This is a genomic window from Actinomadura opuntiae, assembly GCF_030283205.1.
In the GTDB taxonomy this organism is placed as follows: Bacteria; Actinomycetota; Actinomycetes; order Streptosporangiales; family Streptosporangiaceae; genus Spirillospora.
In genome coordinates, this window is the sequence record NZ_JASNWF010000013.1 from 222,286 (window position 1) to 238,618 (window position 16,333).

Annotated in this window: 14 protein-coding genes; 6 read left to right on the forward strand and 8 right to left on the reverse strand. The window is 71.9% G+C overall.

What is annotated here, in order from left to right:
* Positions 1-6: 6 nt before the first annotated feature.
* Genes QP089_RS27850 through QP089_RS27865 form a run of 4 tightly spaced genes read right to left on the reverse strand, consistent with a single transcriptional unit; the run spans position 7 to position 5,628 of the window.
* Positions 7-1,689 (reverse strand): ABC transporter family substrate-binding protein, encoded by a 1,683-nt coding sequence (locus QP089_RS27850; protein ID WP_285915321.1) that lies wholly within the window; start codon positions 1,687-1,689, stop codon positions 7-9.
* Positions 1,686-3,731, reverse strand: a complete 2,046-nt coding sequence (locus tag QP089_RS27855; RefSeq protein ID WP_285915322.1) for a dipeptide ABC transporter ATP-binding protein — start codon at positions 3,729-3,731, stop codon at positions 1,686-1,688. The genes QP089_RS27850 and QP089_RS27855 overlap by 4 nt, the downstream gene beginning before the upstream one ends.
* Positions 3,728-4,630, reverse strand: a complete 903-nt coding sequence (locus tag QP089_RS27860; RefSeq protein WP_285915324.1) for an ABC transporter permease — start codon at positions 4,628-4,630, stop codon at positions 3,728-3,730. Before QP089_RS27860 ends, QP089_RS27855 begins: the two co-directional genes overlap by 4 nt.
* Positions 4,627-5,628 (reverse strand): ABC transporter permease, encoded by a 1,002-nt coding sequence (locus QP089_RS27865; protein ID WP_285915325.1) that lies wholly within the window; start codon positions 5,626-5,628, stop codon positions 4,627-4,629. The genes QP089_RS27860 and QP089_RS27865 overlap by 4 nt, the downstream gene beginning before the upstream one ends.
* 341 nt (positions 5,629-5,969) lie before the next feature.
* Here QP089_RS27865 and QP089_RS27870 point away from each other — a divergent pair, with 341 nt between their 5' ends.
* Positions 5,970-7,934 (forward strand): sensor histidine kinase, encoded by a 1,965-nt coding sequence (locus QP089_RS27870; RefSeq protein ID WP_285915327.1) that lies wholly within the window; start codon positions 5,970-5,972, stop codon positions 7,932-7,934.
* A gap of 263 nt (positions 7,935-8,197) precedes the next feature.
* On the opposite strand, the gene dapF is transcribed toward QP089_RS27870, so the two are convergent.
* Positions 8,198-9,013, reverse strand: a complete 816-nt coding sequence (gene dapF / locus QP089_RS27875; RefSeq protein WP_285915328.1) for a diaminopimelate epimerase — start codon at positions 9,011-9,013, stop codon at positions 8,198-8,200.
* A 30-nt stretch (positions 9,014-9,043) separates the two neighbouring features.
* Entirely contained in the window at positions 9,044-9,934 is an 891-nt protein-coding gene (miaA, locus tag QP089_RS27880) for a tRNA (adenosine(37)-N6)-dimethylallyltransferase MiaA (RefSeq protein WP_285915455.1), read from the reverse strand.
* 122 nt (positions 9,935-10,056) lie between these two features.
* On the opposite strand from miaA, the gene QP089_RS27885 reads away from it, so the two are divergent.
* The gene (locus QP089_RS27885; RefSeq protein ID WP_285915329.1) at positions 10,057-10,296 is read left to right on the forward strand and encodes an antitoxin; all 240 of its coding nucleotides are present in this window, start codon (positions 10,057-10,059) and stop codon (positions 10,294-10,296) included.
* Here QP089_RS27885 and QP089_RS27890 read toward each other — a convergent pair.
* The gene (locus QP089_RS27890) at positions 10,293-11,024 is read right to left on the reverse strand and encodes a class III extradiol ring-cleavage dioxygenase family protein (RefSeq protein ID WP_285915330.1); all 732 of its coding nucleotides are present in this window, start codon (positions 11,022-11,024) and stop codon (positions 10,293-10,295) included. The genes QP089_RS27885 and QP089_RS27890 overlap by 4 nt on opposite strands.
* Before the next feature lie 46 nt (positions 11,025-11,070).
* Complete coding sequence (miaB, locus tag QP089_RS27895) at positions 11,071-12,606, reverse strand: tRNA (N6-isopentenyl adenosine(37)-C2)-methylthiotransferase MiaB (protein WP_285915331.1); 1,536 nt, start codon at positions 12,604-12,606, stop codon at positions 11,071-11,073.
* A 261-nt stretch (positions 12,607-12,867) separates the two neighbouring features.
* Between miaB and QP089_RS27900 the strand changes: the two genes are divergently transcribed.
* The 4 genes from QP089_RS27900 to QP089_RS27915 all read left to right on the forward strand — a co-directional run bounded on the left by QP089_RS27900 (position 12,868) and on the right by QP089_RS27915 (position 16,277).
* A complete protein-coding gene (locus tag QP089_RS27900) occupies positions 12,868-13,590 on the forward strand; it encodes an amino acid ABC transporter ATP-binding protein (RefSeq protein ID WP_446474094.1) in 723 nt (240 codons plus the stop codon).
* A gap of 40 nt (positions 13,591-13,630) precedes the next feature.
* Positions 13,631-14,500, forward strand: a complete 870-nt coding sequence (locus QP089_RS27905; protein ID WP_285915333.1) for a glutamate ABC transporter substrate-binding protein — start codon at positions 13,631-13,633, stop codon at positions 14,498-14,500.
* A gap of 95 nt (positions 14,501-14,595) precedes the next feature.
* Complete coding sequence (locus tag QP089_RS27910; RefSeq protein WP_285915334.1) at positions 14,596-15,279, forward strand: amino acid ABC transporter permease; 684 nt, start codon at positions 14,596-14,598, stop codon at positions 15,277-15,279.
* On the forward strand, positions 15,276-16,277 hold the full coding sequence (locus QP089_RS27915) for an amino acid ABC transporter permease (protein ID WP_285915335.1): 1,002 nt from the start codon (positions 15,276-15,278) through the stop codon (positions 16,275-16,277). Before QP089_RS27910 ends, QP089_RS27915 begins: the two co-directional genes overlap by 4 nt.
* The last annotated feature ends 56 nt before the right edge of the window (positions 16,278-16,333 follow it).

Here is a 16,333-nt window from a genome sequence, read left to right on the forward strand (position 1 = left end):
CCGCGGTCAGCCGGGGCTCGTGAAGCCGATGTCCTGGTAGGCGGGCTCGTAGAAGCCGCGGGCGCCCATGTTGGCCAGGTCCCCGCGGACCGCGACGAGCTGGGGACGCTGGTACAGGGGCAGGACGGTCGCCTGCCGCCAAACGAGCCGGTCCACTTCGTTCACAAGGACGTGAATCCTCGCAGGGTCGATCTCCGCGATCGCGCGGTCCATCGCCGCGTCGATGGCGGCCGTTCCCGTGCGCGCGTAGTTCTGCTGGATGCGGTCTCCGTGCGGCCGCGCGAACACCGCCTTCATGGGCGACACGGGGAACGAGGTCCCGAGCCACGAGAACGGGACGATGTCGAAGTTCCCGGGCGTGACGTAGTGGTCGAACACGTCGTCGGCGGGAACGGCGTCGATGTCCACCCGGACGCCGATGCGTTGCAGCAGGGCGCGCGTCAGTTCGCCTTCCTGCTCACTGATCGGCACACCGGCGGGGATGACGAACCGTAGCGCGAGCGTCCGGCCGCCCTTTTCGCGGTACTTCCCGTGCCGGGCCCAGCCGGCCTGGTCGAGGAGCCGCCGCGCGCCTGCCGGGTCGTAGCCGCCAAGCTCCGCGGAGTTGTCCTGATAGCCGTCCTGGGTGTTGACATAGAAGTGGTTACCGAGCGTCTGGATCGGCGCTCCCAGTCCGGAAAGGTCGGAGCGGGCTATGGCGCGCCGGTCGACGCCCAGCATGAGGGCGCGCCGGACACGCGGATCGGACAGGATCGGGCCCGCCGCGTTGAAGGTGAAGTGCCGCCAGTCAGGGCCGCCCGCCCTGCGCACGACGGCGCCGCGAACGGCCTGCACGCGGTGCAGCGCGCCCGCGTCCATCCCGACGTCCATCAGGTCGATCTCGTTGCTCGCGAACGCGCCGGGCATCGCGCTGGTGTCCATCGCCCGGTAGACGATCCGGTCGAGCTTGGCGGGCGGGCCCCACCAGCGGGGATCGCGCACCACCGTGACGGTCTCGGCCGTCTGGTCGATCTTCTGGAGCTTGAACGGGCCCGCGGTGACCGGCATACGGTCGACCCAGCCGGTGTTGAACGCGGCGGGCGTCGAGTAGGCCGCGGCCGGGTAGAGCGGGCTGAACAGGCTCCGCCAGTCCGCGTACGTCCCCGCGAAGGCCACCTTGACGGTATGGGAGTCGGCGCCCTGCTCGACGCTCTGAATTCCCCGGTAACCGGTGACGGTGGAGACCTCGTAACGCGGATCGCGGCCGGACAGCGCGTGCGCCTGTGCGGCGAAGTCGCGGTAACTGATGGGCCGCCCGTCGGACCAGCGCGCGTCCTGGTTGAGCCGGTAGGTGACGACCTGGCCGTTCCCGCTCCGCCGCACCTCCACCGAGCGGAGGTACTCGGGGACGGGATGCGGCACGGCCTTCTCGTCGGCGCGCATCAGGTGGGGCAGCACGCCCTGGATCACCTGCTCGACCGACCCCTTCGTGCCGTTGACGTCGTTGAAGTTCCACTGCGAGGGGAACTCCGGCAGGGGCCAGCGCAGCGTGCCGCCGTTGCGGACGTGGTCGCGCGGGGTCGGGTTCACGTCCGAGGCGGGCAGCCGCCCGGACGCGCGGGTCGTCGCCTCCCCGGGCCCCGGACCGCCGCAGCCGCCGACCGCTGCGGCGGTGATGAACAGCAGACACGCCCCGAACAGGCGCGTCACGGACAGACTCGGGCTTCGACGAGGGGGTGATGGCAGGCGGCCCATTGGTCGCTTTCTCGGTCGGTGCTCATGGGACGGGGCATGGGGTCGTGCTCTTCGCAGCGGCGGGCGTCCACTTCCGGCAGCGCCGCGTAGCGCGGGCAGCGCGAACGGAAGCGGCAGCCCGGGGGCGGTGCCGTGGGGTCGGGCGGGTCCCCGCGCAGCGGGACGCGGCGGCGGCGCCGTTCCAGGCGCGGATCCGGTAGCGGAACCGCGTCCAGCAGCGCGCGCGTGTACGGGTGGGCGGGGCTTTCGTAAATCTCGTCGACGGAACCGATCTCGACGATGCGTCCCATGTACATGACGGCGACGCGGTCGGCGATGCGGTGGACGACCGCCAGGTCGTGCGCGACGAGCAGGTAGGCGATGCCGAGCCGGTTGCGCAGCCCTTCGAGCAGGTCGATGACGCCGGCCTGCACGGACACGTCCAACGCGGCGACGGGCTCGTCCAGCAGCAGGAGCCGCGGCTCCAGCGCGAGTGCCCTGGCGATGCCGACCCGCTGCCTCTGGCCGCCCGACAGGCCGTTCGGATACCGCGCGGCATGGACCGGCTCCAGCCCGACCAGGTCGAGCAGTTCCCGGACGCGTCCGGCGGGCGCGCGCACGCCGTGCGCGGCGAGCGGCTCGGCGATGATGTCGGCGACGCGCATCCTGGGGTCGAGGGAGGCGAAGGGGTCCTGGAAGACCACCTGGACGTCGCGCCGCAGCGCCTTGCGGCGGGCGGCGCGCAGGGCGGCGGTGTCCTCGCCCAGCACGGCGACGCGTCCGCCCTGCGGGCGGGCCAGCCGCAGGATCTCCATCAGGGCCGTCGTCTTGCCGCACCCCGACTCCCCCACGAGCGCGAGCGTCTCCGCCTCGCGGACGTCGAACCCGATGCCGTCCACGGCGTGCACGGCCCCCACCCGCCGCCGGAACAGCGTCCCCCGGTACAGGGGGTGATGGCGGACCAGGCCGTCGACCTCCAGGACGACCGGACGTTCGCACCGGGGCGGACGCGCGGGCGGCGGCACCGTCTCAGGCAGCGGGAACACCTCGCCGGAGCCGGCCGTCGCCACGGTGTTGACGCACGCGGCGGTGTGCCCGGACGGCCCCACCGGCACCGGGTCCGGTTCCCGGTCGCCGCATACGTCCGTCGCGACGGGGCAGCGCGGCAGGAACGCGCACCCGCCGCCCGCTGCGGACGCACCGGGCGGCGCGCCCTCGATCGCCACGCGGCGGGCGCTCCCCGCCGTCCCCATCTGTGGCAGCGACTGCAGCAGCCCGATCGTGTACGGCATCCGCGGCCGCCGGTAGACCTCCTCCACCGGCCCGGACTCCACCGCCCGCCCCGCGTACATCACCATGATCCGGTCGGCGAACCCGGCGACGACGCCGAGGTCGTGGGTGATCAGCACGATCGCGGCGCCGGTGGCCTGCCGCGCGGTCCGCAGCACGTCCAGGACCTGCGCCTGCACGGTGACGTCCAGCGCCGTCGTGGGCTCGTCCGCGACGATCGCGACCGGGTCGTTGGCGATCGCCATCGCGATCATCACGCGCTGCCGCATCCCGCCGGAGAACTCGTGCGGGTAGGCGCGGGCCCTGCGCGCCGCCCCCGGGATGCCGACGAGGTCGAGCAGTTCGACGGCCCGGGCCCGCGCCGCCGCGCGGGTGGCGCCCGCGTGGGCCCGGATGGTCTCCGCGATCTGGTCGCCGACCGGATGGACGGGCGTCAGCGCGGACAGCGGGTCCTGGAACACCATCGCCAGGTCCTTGCCGCGCACGCGCGAGAGCTCGGCGTCGGACCGTCCGAGCAGCTCCTCGCCGCGCAGCCGGACCGACCCGGTGACCTGCGCGGCCGGCGGCAGCAGGCCCATGATCGCCAAAGCCAGGGCGGTCTTGCCCGAACCCGATTCCCCGACGACGCCGAGCACCTCCCCCGCGCCGACGTCGAGGCCCACCCCGCGGACCGCGTGCACGTCCGGCGCGTACCGGACCGTCAGGTCCCGCACCGCGAGGACCGTCACCGCCCACCCCGCCGCGGGCCGGGCGAAGGGTCCAGGGCGTCGCGGAGGCCGTCCCCCAGCAGGTTGACCGCCAGGACGATCAGAACGAGCGCCGCCGCGGCCGCCGCGAACGGCCACGGGCGGCCGGTCGCGGTGCCCTGCCGGGCGGCGATCAGCGTGCCCAGCGAGACGTCGGGCGGCCGGACGCCGAACCCGAGCAGCGACAGCCCGCTCTCGGCGACGACGGCGACGCTGACGTTCACGCTCGCGTCCACGACCAGCAGCGACGCCAGCTGCGGCAGGACGTGCCGGACGATCACCCGCGGCGTGCCGGCTCCGGCGAACCGGGCGGCCAGCACGTACTCGCGCTCGCGCAGCGAGACCGTCATGCCCCGCACCGCCCGCGCGGTGATCATCCAGAGGAACGCCGCCAGCAGCGGCACCAGCGCCGCCGCGCCGCCGCCGAACCTCGCCGACAGCACGGTGACCACCAGGAGCGACGGCAGCACCAGCAGCAGGTCGGTCGCCCACATCAGGATCCGGTCGACCCAGCCGCCCGCGAACCCGGCGGCCGTGCCGACCAGCGCCGCCAGCCCGGTCGACAGGACAGCCGCGGCCATGCCGATGACCAGTGACCGCTGCGTGCCGCGCAGGGTGAGGGCGAGGACGTCCCGGCCGCTCTGCGTAGTGCCGAGCCAGTGCCGCGCCGACGGGCCCTGCCGGAACGCGGCGAAGTCGGTGTCGTCCCATCCCCACGGCGACAGCAGCGGCCCGGCGAACGCGACCGCGCAGAGCACGGCGAGCAGGACCAGGCCCGCGACCGCCCGCTTGTTGCGCGCCAACCGTCGCGGCAGCCGCACCGGTTCGGCGGGCGGCTCCACACGGAGAGGGCGGTCCCGCGCCGCCAGACCTGCCGTCACGCCACCGCCCCCGCGCGTACGCGTGGGTCGAGCATCCCTTGCAGGACGTCCGAGACCAGGTCGGCGGACAGCACTCCGCACGCCGCAAGGCAGCAGATCGCCGCGACCACATTGACGTCACCGCGCGAAATCGCCTCGACCAGCCATTCGCCCATTCCGTGCCAACCGAAGACCTGCTCGCAGAACATGCCACCCAGTAGCAGGAACCCGAACGAGTAGGCGAAGTAGGTGGTCATCGGAATCAGCGCGGTGCGCAGCCCGTGCCGCAGAAGAGCGCTGCGGTGCCGCAGCCCCTTGGCCCGCGCCGTGCGCACGTAATCGGCGTACAGGACGTCCATCATCAGGCTGCGCTGGTAGCGGCTGTACAGGGCGAGCTGCGTCAGCGCGATGGTGACGGTCGGAAGCAGCAGATGGCGTATCCGATCCGCGAACCCGCCGAACACGCCGAACGGCCCCGACGCCGCCTCCGGGGAGGTCTCACCCACCCACGCGAACATGTGCATCCCCATCGCGTCGTTGGCCTTGGCGGCGACGATCTGCAACAGCACCGCCAGCACGAACACCGGCACGGCCAGAAGCAGGTACGACCCGAACGTGATGAACCGGTCGGCCGCATGCCCGTGCCGTATCGCCGCATAGGCGCCCAGCAGGATTCCCAGCACCGACCCCAGGAAAGCGCCCGCGAGTAGCAGCCGCAGGCTCACCCCCACGCGCCGCCACAATTCCGCGTCAACGGGACGCCCTTCCCACGTGCGCCCGAAATCACCGTGCAGGACGCCGGCCGCCCACCGGCCGTACCGGTCCTTCAGCGGCGTCCGGTCGTTCAGGTTGAGTTCGCTGAGCCGCGCGTCCACCACGGACTCGGGCGGACGGGGCGCGCGGCCGTCGAAGTTGGAGCGCGGATCGAGCGCGACCGCGGCGAGCAGGTAGGCCAGGCTCGTGGCGACCACGACCAGCACCGCGTGGTTCGCGAGCCGGCGCAGCAGGAACGCCGCCATGTCCCTCCTCCCCCCGCACGAATCGATCACAGAATGCTATGGATCGATCACGCAGAGCGCGGGAGAAACGCCGACGGTTCCCGTTTCCGTTACCCGACCGCCGCCGGCCGGCTCGGAATGCGGACACGAGTGATGAGCGAGATGCCCCGTTCGCCCCTTGGCGGCCTGAACTGGGACAACTGTTCTCAGCGCCCGGTTCCGCGGCTACCATCACGGCACGCGCCGCAGCGAGCGCGGTGCGGCGCCCCGGACGCGCCTGTCCTGAGGCGGACGCCCCTATGTGTGCAGGACGGAGACCTGGGCGTTTTAACATTCCATTACTTTTGAACCGGGGAGCGCACATGGACACCGTCGAGCACGGCCGCGGGCGCGCGGCACGCGCGGCGGTCCCGCTCGCCCTGGCGGCCGTGCTGGCCGTCGCCGCGTCGCTGGTGCTCGGCACCGGGCTGCCCGCCGGCGAGCGGCTGGTCTGGTGGCATCCGGAGATCGTCATCGCCCTCTTCTGGACGCCGGTGGCCGCCCTGCTGCTGCGGCAGCGGGCGGGGCTGCGGGTCGGCTGGCTGATGCTCGGCTCGGGGTTCAACGCGGCGGTGTACGTCCTGGTGCTCAACCTCGGCCCGTGGTTCGCGCTGCACGACTGGGCGGGCGCCGGCTTCCTCAAGTGGCTCGGCACGTGGCTGTGGGCGGTCGACACCTACGCGCTCACCCTCGTCCTGCCGCTGATCTTCCCGGACGGGCGGCTGGTGTCGCGCTGGTTCCGGCCCGTGCTGGGGCTGGCCTGCCTGGTGCCGGTGGTCGTGTGCGTGCACCTGACGATCGACCCGGGCGTCCGGCGGTTCCACAACGGGGTGTCGGTGTACCCGTTCGAGGAGATCCCGGTCCCGATCACCGTCCTGATCCTCGGGACGCTGGCCGGGGGGCTGCTGTCGCTGGTGGTCCGGTTCGCCCGGTCGTCGCCGGACGTGCGGCGGCAGATCGCCTGGGTCGTCTACCCCGGCGTGCTCGCCCAGGCCGTCATCTACGTCGGGGAGAACAGCGCGATCGGCGACCCGCTGCGCGACCTCAGCATCGCCGCCGTGCCGATCTGCATCGCGATCGCCATCCGCCGCTACCGGCTGTACGACATCGACCTGGTGGTCAGCCGGACGCTGGTCTACGCCGGGCTGGTCGTGGTGATCACCGGCGTGTACTTCGCGCTGGTCGGCGCGGCGAGCCTGCTCGCGCACGGCTACGGCACGCTTGCGGGCCTCGCCGGCGCCGTCGTGGCCGGCGCGGTGTTCGAGCCGGTCCGGCGGCGGCTGCAGCGCGCCGTGGACAGCCTGATCCACGGCGAGCGCGACCCCTACCGGATCGCCGACCGGCTGAACCGGCGGCTGCAGGCCGCCGCCGACCCGGCCGCGGCGCTCGCGGCCGCCGCGGAGATCGCCCGCACCGCCCTGCACGCCACCGGCGTCGTGATCGAGGTGCTGGACCGCGAGGGCCGGACGGTCTCGGCGGAGGACGGCGTGCTCGGCGCCCGCCCGCAGCTCATCCCGCTGGTGTGGCACGGCGAGCCGGTCGGGCGGCTGCTGTTCGGCGTCGCCCGGCCGCCGGACGCCCACATGTCGGGCATCCTCGCCCGCAACCTCGCCGAGCTGGCGAACGCCGCCCGGCTCACCGCCGACGTGCAGCGCTCGCGCGAGCGCATCCTGCGCACCCGGGAGGAGGAGCGGCGGCGGCTCCGCCGCGACCTGCACGACGGGCTCGGGCCGACGCTCGCCAGCCTCGCCATGACGGTGGACGCGGCGCGCATCACCATGAGGACCGACCCCGAGGCCGCCGACGCGCTGCTGGAGAACCTGCGGACGATGATGGGCCGCACCATCGGCGACATCCGCGAACTGGTGTACGGGCTGCGTCCCCCCGCCTTGGACGATCTGGGGCTCGCCGGCGCGATCCAGGCGCTCGGCGGCGTCGTGGCGACCGGGGACGGGCCCCGTGTGGACGTCCATGTCGAAGGCGACCTGGAGCGGCTCCCTGCCGCCGCGGAGGTGGCGGCGTACCGGATCGTCCAGGAGGCCCTGACGAACGTGCACCGGCATGCCAGGGCGGAGTCGGCGGTGGTGCGGCTGTACCTGAACGGCGATCTGCACGTGACCGTCAACGACGACGGTGTGGGGCTTCCCTCACAGATGCGGTCCGGTATCGGCATGTCGTCCATGCGCGAGCGTGCGGCCGAAATCGGCGGCTCCTGCACGGTGGGGCCGGGGCCCAAGGGCGGAACGCTGGTCCGCGCCCGGCTGCCCGTCAACGGCGCCCGGAGCTGAGAGGGCCTCCGGAGACCCGGGCCTTCGGAGACTCGGCCCTCCCGGTGGGAGGGCCGGTGACCGCCCCCCGCCAAGAAGGTCGCCACCGGCCCTCGGGCTCCGTACGGCGCCGGGGCTCCCATCCCGGTCCATACGGGCCATTCACCAGAGGGTGTGCAAGAGAGAAGTTATGCGGCCCGCGGTCCCGTTGCAGAGGGACACTTGTCCCGATCGATCCGGGACCGCGCCGCACGCCCCGTCTGCCCTGGTCGAGGCGGTCTCGGCTAGATCCAGCCGGGCCGGGTCTCGCCCTCGGCGACCAGGACGGCCGGGCCCCGCAGGTGGCTGGTCCGGCCGTCGAGCGTGACGGTGAGCCGCCCGCCGAGGACGTCCACGGTCCATTCGCCCGGCCCGGCCGCGCCGCCGGCCGCCGCCACGGCCGCGGCCACGGTCCCGGTGCCGCAGGAGCGCGTCTCGCCGGACCCGCGCTCGTACACGCGCATCTCCAGATGCCGGTCGCCCACGGGCCGGTAGAACTCGACGTTCACGCCTTCCGGGAAGGCCTGGGGATCGAAGTCCGGGGCACGCGACAGGTCCAGGGCGGCGACGGGACCGTCCACGTGGCACGCCAGGTGCGGGTTCCCCATGGAGACGCGTTCGCCGTGAAAGACGGCGCCCGCGAGGGACGCCTCACCGGGGCCGAGCGGCACGGGCGCGCCCATGTCGACGCTCACGTCACCGGACGGGCCGAGCGTCACCCGCTTGAGGCCGCCCCGCGTGGCGATGTCCCACTCCCCCGGGGCGGCGAGCCCGGAGTCGACGAGGTAGCGGGCGAACACCCGGACGCCGTTGCCGCACATCTCGGCGATGCTGCCGTCGGCGTTGCGGTAGTCCATGAACCACTCCGCACCATCGAGCCCGCCGGTGGCGCCGGAGTCCATCGCCTTCGTGCGGACGACCCGCAGGACCCCGTCCGCGCCGATGCCGGCGCGCCGGTCGCACAGCCGCACCACGGCCTCGGGCGTGAGCTCCAGCGCACCGTCCAGGTCGGGCAGGATCACGAAGTCGTTCTCGGTGCCATGCCCCTTAACAAACCGCATCCCTCGATCGTATGGCCTGGGACCGACACCTCATCCGACCAGGGCGAGGGCCCGCTCCAGCAGGTCGGGGGCGTCGTACGGAAGCCAGTGGACGCGGGGGTCCCGGCGGAACCACGACTCCTGGCGGCGCGCGAAACGCCGCGTCGTCCGGATCGTCTCCTCCTTGGCGCGCTCCTCCGTCCACTCCCCGGCCAGGTACCGGAGCACCTGGGCGTAGCCGAGGGCGCGGCCGGCCGTCAGGCCGTCGCGCAGCCCCTGCTTCTCCAGGGCGCGGACCTCGTCGACCAGCCCGGCGTCCCACATCCGTTGCACGCGCAGCGCGATCCGTTCGTCCAGCCTTTCGCGCGGCACGCTCAGCCCGATCTGCACCACCGCGTCGTAGCGGTAGACGTGCTCGGGCAGGGTCGCGGTGAACGGACGGCCGGAGATCTCGATGACCTCCAGCGCGCGGACGATGCGGCGGCCGTTGCTCGGCAGGATCGCCTCGGCCGCCGCCGGGTCCCGGTCGCGGAGGCGGGCGTGCAGGACGTCCGGCCCCTCCCGCTCCAGTTCGTCCTCCAGGCGCGCCCGGACGGCCGGGTCCGTCCCGGGGAACTCCAGCCGGTCCAGTGCGGCGCGCACGTAGAGCCCGGATCCCCCGACCAGGACGGGGACGTGCCCGCGCGCGCGGACGTCCGCGATCGCCTCGGCGCTGAGCCGCTGGTACTCGGCGACGCTCGCGGTCTCGGTGACGGGCCAGACGTCCAGCAGGTGGTGCAGGACCCCGCGCATCTCGGCCGGCGTCAGCTTCGCCGTGCCGATGTCCATGCCGCGGTAAAGCTGCATCGAGTCGGCGTTGACGGCCTCCCCGCCCAGGCGGAGCGCCAGTTCCACGGCGAGGTCGGACTTGCCGGCGGCCGTCGCCCCCACGACCGCGATCACATCTGGAGAGGTCACGACTGCAATTGTGGCAACAGAGTGGGTATGGGCCCGCACGTACGGGCACCGCGCCGCGGCCGGCGGCGAGGGACCATCGGCCCCGAGGGATCCGGAGGGAACGCGATATGTCTTTCATGGACAAGGTCAAGGAGATGCTGGGCCAGCACCCCGACCAGGCCAAGTCGGGCGTGGAGAAGGCCGGCGACATGTTCGACCAGAAGACCGGCGGCAAGTACGCCGACAAGGTCGACAAGGCCCAGGAGAAGGCCGGCGACTACATCGACCGCGGCGACAGGCGCGCCCCGGGGAGCGGCACTGAGGGCGGCCCCGAGGGCGGTATGCCGGGCGCCAACAAGCCCCACTAGCCGACCACAGAGTCCCCTATCGACCAGCTCGCGACGAAGTAGCCGACTCCGTAGGGCGCGTCGTCGGCCAGTAGCGAGGCGGTGAAACCCGCTGGAGCCGCGGCCGCGGCGCCGCCCGCGAGCACCTGCCATGCCGCACGCCCCGCCGCCTGGAGCTCCCGCGAGAGAGCGGGATCCAGTGCGGCGAGGGCGGCGGCATCGCCCTTACCGAGCGCCCCTGCGACGTGCTCGTCGTAAGGCTGCGCTCGCTCGTCGAGGTATCCGGGCGCCTTCTCCGTCCGGCATGCGGATCCGTCGCCCATCACCAGAAGCGCGACGCGCTGCGCCGAACCGGCCAGTTCCGCGCCCAGCCGCAGGCAGGCGTCCGGATCCGCATCGAACGCGATGGACCGGTACCGCGCGTCCGCAGCAAGGCCGTGCCGTTCGAGCAGCCAGTACCCGATCGTGAGGGAGAGCGGCAGCGCCTCGCCGCCGTACCCGTCGGCCGGGTCGGCCGGGCTCGTCCAGTCGAGCCCGTACGGGCGCAGCGTGGCGTAGGCGCCGACACCGTAGGCACGCGTCTCTGGCGCGCCGCCCACGACGATGAGCGCGTCCGCGTCGCCAGCGCCGAGCCGGCTGACGGCCTCGTCGCAGGCGGCGCGCAGGCCGTCCAGCTCCGCCGCGGCGCCCGCCGCCAGCGCGGGCACCAGGATGGGCGGATGCGGGCACACCGCCGCCGAGATCAGCATTCTTCACGCGCCCGCGCGACGGACGGGCGCTCCAGGTGCCGAGCGATCATGCCGGCGTCGAGGCGGGGGCGACGCAGCCCGGTGCGGCGGCCTCGCTCTGGGCGGGGCGGCCGATCGTCGGCATGCCCAGCGACACGCCCTTCGGCCCCTCGGCCTGCCGCGCCTCCCACGCGTCGCCCGCCCGCGTACGGCGGACGTCCTGGACCGGCTTGTCGGCCACCAGGTGATGGGGCGCGGCATAGGTGACCTCGACGGTGACCATGTCGCCCGGCCGGACGGGCTCGTCGGGCGCCTGGAAGTGGACGAGGCGGTTGTCGGGCGCGCGGCCCGACAGGCGGCGGGTCTCCTGGTCCTTGCGGCCCTCGCCCTCGGCCACCAGGACCTCCAGGGTGCGGCCGAGCTGCTTCTTGTTCTCCGCCCAGGAGATCTCCTCCTGGAGCGCGACGAGCCGCTCGTACCGCTCCTGCACGACCTCCTTGGGCAGCTGCCCGTCCATGGTGGCCGCGGGCGTGCCGGGGCGCTTGGAGTACTGGAACGTGAACGCCGAGGAGAACCGCGCCTCGCGCACCACGTGCAGGGTCTGCTCGAAGTCCGCCTCGGTCTCGCCGGGGAATCCCACGATGATGTCGGTCGTGATCGCCGCGTCCGGGATGGCGGCGCGCACCTTCTCGATGATGCCGAGGTAGCGCTCCTGACGGTACGAGCGGCGCATCGCCCGCAGCACCGCGTCCGATCCGGACTGCAACGGCATGTGCAGCGACGGCATGACGTTCGGCGTCTCGGCCATCGCCGCGATCACGTCGTCGGTGAAGTCCTTGGGGTGCGGCGAGGTGAACCGGACCCGCTCCAGTCCGTCCACGTTCCCGCACGCGCGCAGCAGGCCCGCGAACGCGGACGAGCCGTCGGCGGTCATCGCGCGCACCTCGTCCGGCGCGGCCGACAGCGCGCCGAAGCCCGAGCCGTAGGCGTTGACGTTCTGCCCCAGCAGCGTGATCTCCAGGACGCCCTCGCCGACCAGCGCCTCGACCTCGGCCAGGATCTCCCCGGGGCGGCGGTCCCGCTCCTTGCCGCGCAGCGATGGGACGATGCAGAACGTGCAGGTGTTGTTGCAGCCGACGGAGATCGACACCCAGGCGGCGTACGGGGACTCGCGGCGCGTCGGCAGCGTCGACGGGAAGGTCACCAGCGACTCTTCGATCTCGACCTGCGCCTCGCTCTGCACCCGCGACCGCTCCAGCAGCACCGGCAGCGACCCGATGTTGTGGGTGCCGAACACCACGTCCACCCAGGGGGCGCGCTTGACGATGGTGTCGCGGTCCTTCTGCGCCAGGCAGCCGCCCACGGCGATCTGCATGCCCGGATGACCGTCCTTGACGGGCCGCAGATGGCCCAGGTTGCCGTAGAGCCGGTTGTCGGCGTTCTCCCGCACCGCGCAGGTGTTGAACACCACCACGTCGGGCTCGTCCTCGCCCGCGCGCACGTACCCGGCCGCCTCCAGCAGCCCGGACAGCCGCTCGGAGTCGTGGACGTTCATCTGGCACCCGTAGGTACGGATCTCGTACGTGCGGGGGCTCGTCTCCATAGGCGCACTCATGACAGTCCCCAAGCGTACGCGCCGGAGGGTGCGCGCCGGGCACGGATGATCACGCTGCGGTGCCCGATCCACCCGCCGAACTGCGCAGTCGTGATCGGATCGGTACCGCCACGGAACCAACGCGTCCTGCGGGATGACGTAAAGTTCCACCGCATGACGGACAGCGAAGGCGGGCCCGACCTGACCAAGGGGCAAGGGCCGGAGGACGCCATCACGCAGGCCGCCGCAACCGGCACGGGACCGCTCGTCGTGGTCGAGCACGTCCACAAGCACTTCGGCGAGCTGCACGTGCTCAAGGACATCAACCTCACCGTCGACCGCGGCGAGGTCGTCGTCGTCATCGGCCCTTCGGGCGGCGGCAAGTCGACCCTGTGCCGGTCGATCAACCGGCTGGAGCCCATCGACGGCGGCCGGATCCTCGTCGACGGCAAGGAGCTGCCCAAGGAGGGCAAGGATCTGGCGCGGCTCCGCGCGGACGTGGGCATGGTGTTCCAGTCGTTCAACCTGTTCGCCCACAAGACGATCCTCGAGAACGTCACGCTCGGCCCGGTGAAGGTGCGCAAGCAGGGCAGGCAGGAGTCCGAGAAGCACGCGATGGAGCTGCTGGAGCGCGTCGGCATCGCCGACCAGGCCGGCAAGTACCCCGCCCAGCTCTCCGGCGGGCAGCAGCAGCGCGCCGCGATCGCCCGCTCCCTCGCCATGAAGCCGAAGGTGATGCTCTTCGACGAGCCCACCTCGGCGCTCGACCCCGAGATGGTCAACGAGGTCCTCGACGTCATGACCGGCCTGGCCCGGGAGGGCATGACGATGATCGTGGTGACCCACGAGATGGGCTTCGCCCGCCGGGCCGCGCAGAAGGTCGTGTTCATGGCGGACGGGCAGATCGTCGAGGAGAACACTCCCGACGGGTTCTTCACCAACGCGCGCACGGACCGCGCGAAGGACTTCCTTTCCAAGATCCTCACGCACTGAGCCGCGGGGCTCCGGCAGAGAAGCAGAGGTGTAGCGAGCAATGCGATTCAAGCGTTTCGGCGCTCTGATCGGCGCGGGCATGGCCCTGTCGCTGGCCGTGTCGGCCTGCGGCAGCGACAAGGAGAAGACCGAGGCCAAGACGGTCGTCCAGAAGGCCAAGGAAGACAAGAAGCTGACGATCGGCATCAAGTTCGACCAGCCCGCGCTCGGGCTGAAGAAGCCGGACGGCACGTTCGCCGGCTTCGACGTGGACGTCGCCAAGTACATCGCCAAGCAGCTCGGCGTCCCCGAGAGCGGCATCACCTTCAAGGAGACGACCTCCGCCAACCGCGAGTCGTTCCTCGGCGGCGGCCAGGTCGACCTGGTCGTGGCGACCTACTCCATCACCGACGCGCGCAAGCAGCAGGTCACCTTCGGCGGCCCGTACTACGTCGCGCACCAGGACACGATGGTCAAGGCGAGCAACAACAGCATCAAGAAGGCCCAGGACCTCAAGGGCAAGAAGCTGTGCCGCGCCGCCGGGTCGAACTCCTTCCGCCGCGTCACCGAGGGCCCGCCGGACGGCAAGCTCAACATCAAGGGCGTCACGCTGGTCGACGCCAGCAGCTACTCCGAGTGCGTCAGCAAGCTCAAGTCGGGCGCCCTCGACGCGGTCAGCACCGACGACCTGATCCTGGCCGGCTTCGCCGCCCAGCAGAAGGGCGCCTTCAAGGTCATCAACGACCCCTTCACCGACGAGAAGTACGGCGTCGGCATCAAGAAGGGCGACAAGGAGACCTGCGAGGCCGTCAACGCCGCCATCCAGAAGATGTACACCGACGGCAGCGCCAAGACGTACCTGGAGCAGAACTTCTCCGGCACCGGGCTGAAGCTCGTCACGACCGCTCCGCAGATGGAAGGCTGCGCCTGATCCCAGGCCGAGGCCCGTCGCGCCGGCGCGTCCCGGGAGTCCCGGAGGCGCCGGCGCGGCCCCGACCCGCTGGAACGCCATGGAACAGCTAATCAATGTTTGACTTCGGCCCGTTCTTCGACCACTTCGACGAGATCCTCCAGGGGTTCTGGGCGACCGTGCGCCTGGCCGCGGCGTCGGCGGTGCTGTCGCTCGTCATCGGCACGGTGCTGGCGAGCTTCCGGGTGTCGCCCGTCCCGGTCCTGCGCGGCGTCGGAACCGTCTACGTCAACATCATCCGCAACACCCCCCTGACCCTGATCCTGCTGATGTGCAGCCTGGGGCTCAACGACAACCTGGCCATCCGGTTCTCCGGCAACTCCTCGACGAGCTACTACTGGTGGGCGGTCCTCGGGCTGTCCGGCTACACCGGGGCCTTCGTCTGCGAGTCGCTGCGCGCGGGCGTCAACACCGTGCCGCTCGGCCAGGCGGAGGCGGCGCGCTCGATCGGGCTCACCTTCGTCCAGTCGCTCCGCATGATCATCCTGCCGCAGGCGTTCCGCGCGGTCATCGCGCCGCTCGGCAGCGTCTACATCGCGATGATCAAGAACACCACGGTGGCCTCCGCGGCCAGCTACGCCGAGGTCGCGCTGGTCACCAAGACCATCCTGGACGAGCCCACCTTCAGCAACGGCACCATCCCGCTGTTCATCGGCGTTGCCGTCGGTTTCATGATCCTCGTCCTGCCCACCGGCTTCTTCTTCGGTTGGCTGGCCAAACGGATGGCGGTGGCCCGATGACCAAGGAAGCAACGGTCCTGTTCGACGCCCCCGGACCGCGGGCGCGCGTCCGCAACGCGGTGCTGACCGCCGTCGCGTCGGTCGTGGTGGCCGCGGTCGTCGCCGTGCTCGTCTGGCGGCTGAACGACAAGGGCCAGTTCGCCGGGAACCTCTGGAGCCCCTTCCTCAAGTGGGGGGTCTGGCAGCACCTGATCCTGCCCGGTCTGTGGAACACGCTGAAGGCGGCGGCGCTGGCCTCGGTGCTGGCCCTGCTGTTCGGCGTCGTCTTCGGGCTGGGCCGGCTGTCGGACCACTGGTGGGTGCGGATCCCGGCGGGCGTCGTCGTCGAGTTCTTCCGGGCGATCCCGCTGCTGATCCTGATCTTCCTCGTGTTCTTCGTGCCGAACAAGATCAGCCCGTCGATCGCCGAGTCGCAGTTCGGCACCCTCCAGCGGGTCCTGGTGGAGGACTTCTTCTCGCTCTTCGGCGTCGAGATCAACGCCGGGACCGTCATCGTGCCCGCCTTCGCGGCGGTGGTCTTCGGCCTGGTCCTGTACAACGGCTCGGTCCTGGCCGAGATCGTGCGCGCGGGCGTGCTGTCGGTCCCGAAGGGGCAGTCGGAGGCCGCCTACTCCATCGGCCTCCGCAAGAACGGCGTCATGCGGCTGGTGCTGCTCCCGCAGGCCGTCACCGTGATGATGCCGGCGATCGTGAGCCAGATCGTCGTCCTGCTCAAGGACACCGCCCTCGGCTTCATCATCGCCTACCCGGAGCTGCTCCAGGCCGGCTTCAAGCAGGTGCCCGCCAACTACCACAACAACGTCATCCAGGCCGGCGTCGTGGTCGCGATCATCTACATCGCGATCAACATGTCGGTGAGCCGGCTGGCGACGGCGCTGGAGAAGCGCAGCCGCCGCAGCCGCAAGACGGAGGCGAGGACCATGGGGACCGGGACGGGGGCTCCGCCCGCACCCGGGATGGCCGTCGGAGGGACATCCGGCGGGGCCGGGGTCGTCTAGGCCCGCAGCACCCCGCCGTGCAAGGGCGCCGCCGTTATCCGGCGGCGCCCTCCGCT

What these genes read in the sequence shown, in the direction of transcription:
- QP089_RS27870 (WP_285915327.1), top strand. Translation starts at nt 5,970, where the DNA reads ATGGACACCGTCGAGCACGGCCGCGGGCGCGCGGCACGCGCGGCGGTC.
- QP089_RS27890 (WP_285915330.1), bottom strand. Translation starts at nt 11,024, where the DNA reads ATGCTGATCTCGGCGGCGGTGTGCCCGCATCCGCCCATCCTGGTGCCC.
- miaB (WP_285915331.1), bottom strand. Translation starts at nt 12,606, where the DNA reads ATGGAGACGAGCCCCCGCACGTACGAGATCCGTACCTACGGGTGCCAG.
- QP089_RS27915 (WP_285915335.1), top strand. Translation starts at nt 15,276, where the DNA reads ATGACCAAGGAAGCAACGGTCCTGTTCGACGCCCCCGGACCGCGGGCG.
- QP089_RS27885 (WP_285915329.1), top strand. Translation starts at nt 10,057, where the DNA reads ATGTCTTTCATGGACAAGGTCAAGGAGATGCTGGGCCAGCACCCCGAC.
- QP089_RS27865 (WP_285915325.1), bottom strand. Translation starts at nt 5,628, where the DNA reads ATGGCGGCGTTCCTGCTGCGCCGGCTCGCGAACCACGCGGTGCTGGTC.
- QP089_RS27905 (WP_285915333.1), top strand. Translation starts at nt 13,631, where the DNA reads ATGCGATTCAAGCGTTTCGGCGCTCTGATCGGCGCGGGCATGGCCCTG.
- QP089_RS27910 (WP_285915334.1), top strand. Translation starts at nt 14,596, where the DNA reads ATGTTTGACTTCGGCCCGTTCTTCGACCACTTCGACGAGATCCTCCAG.
- dapF (WP_285915328.1), bottom strand. Translation starts at nt 9,013, where the DNA reads ATGCGGTTTGTTAAGGGGCATGGCACCGAGAACGACTTCGTGATCCTG.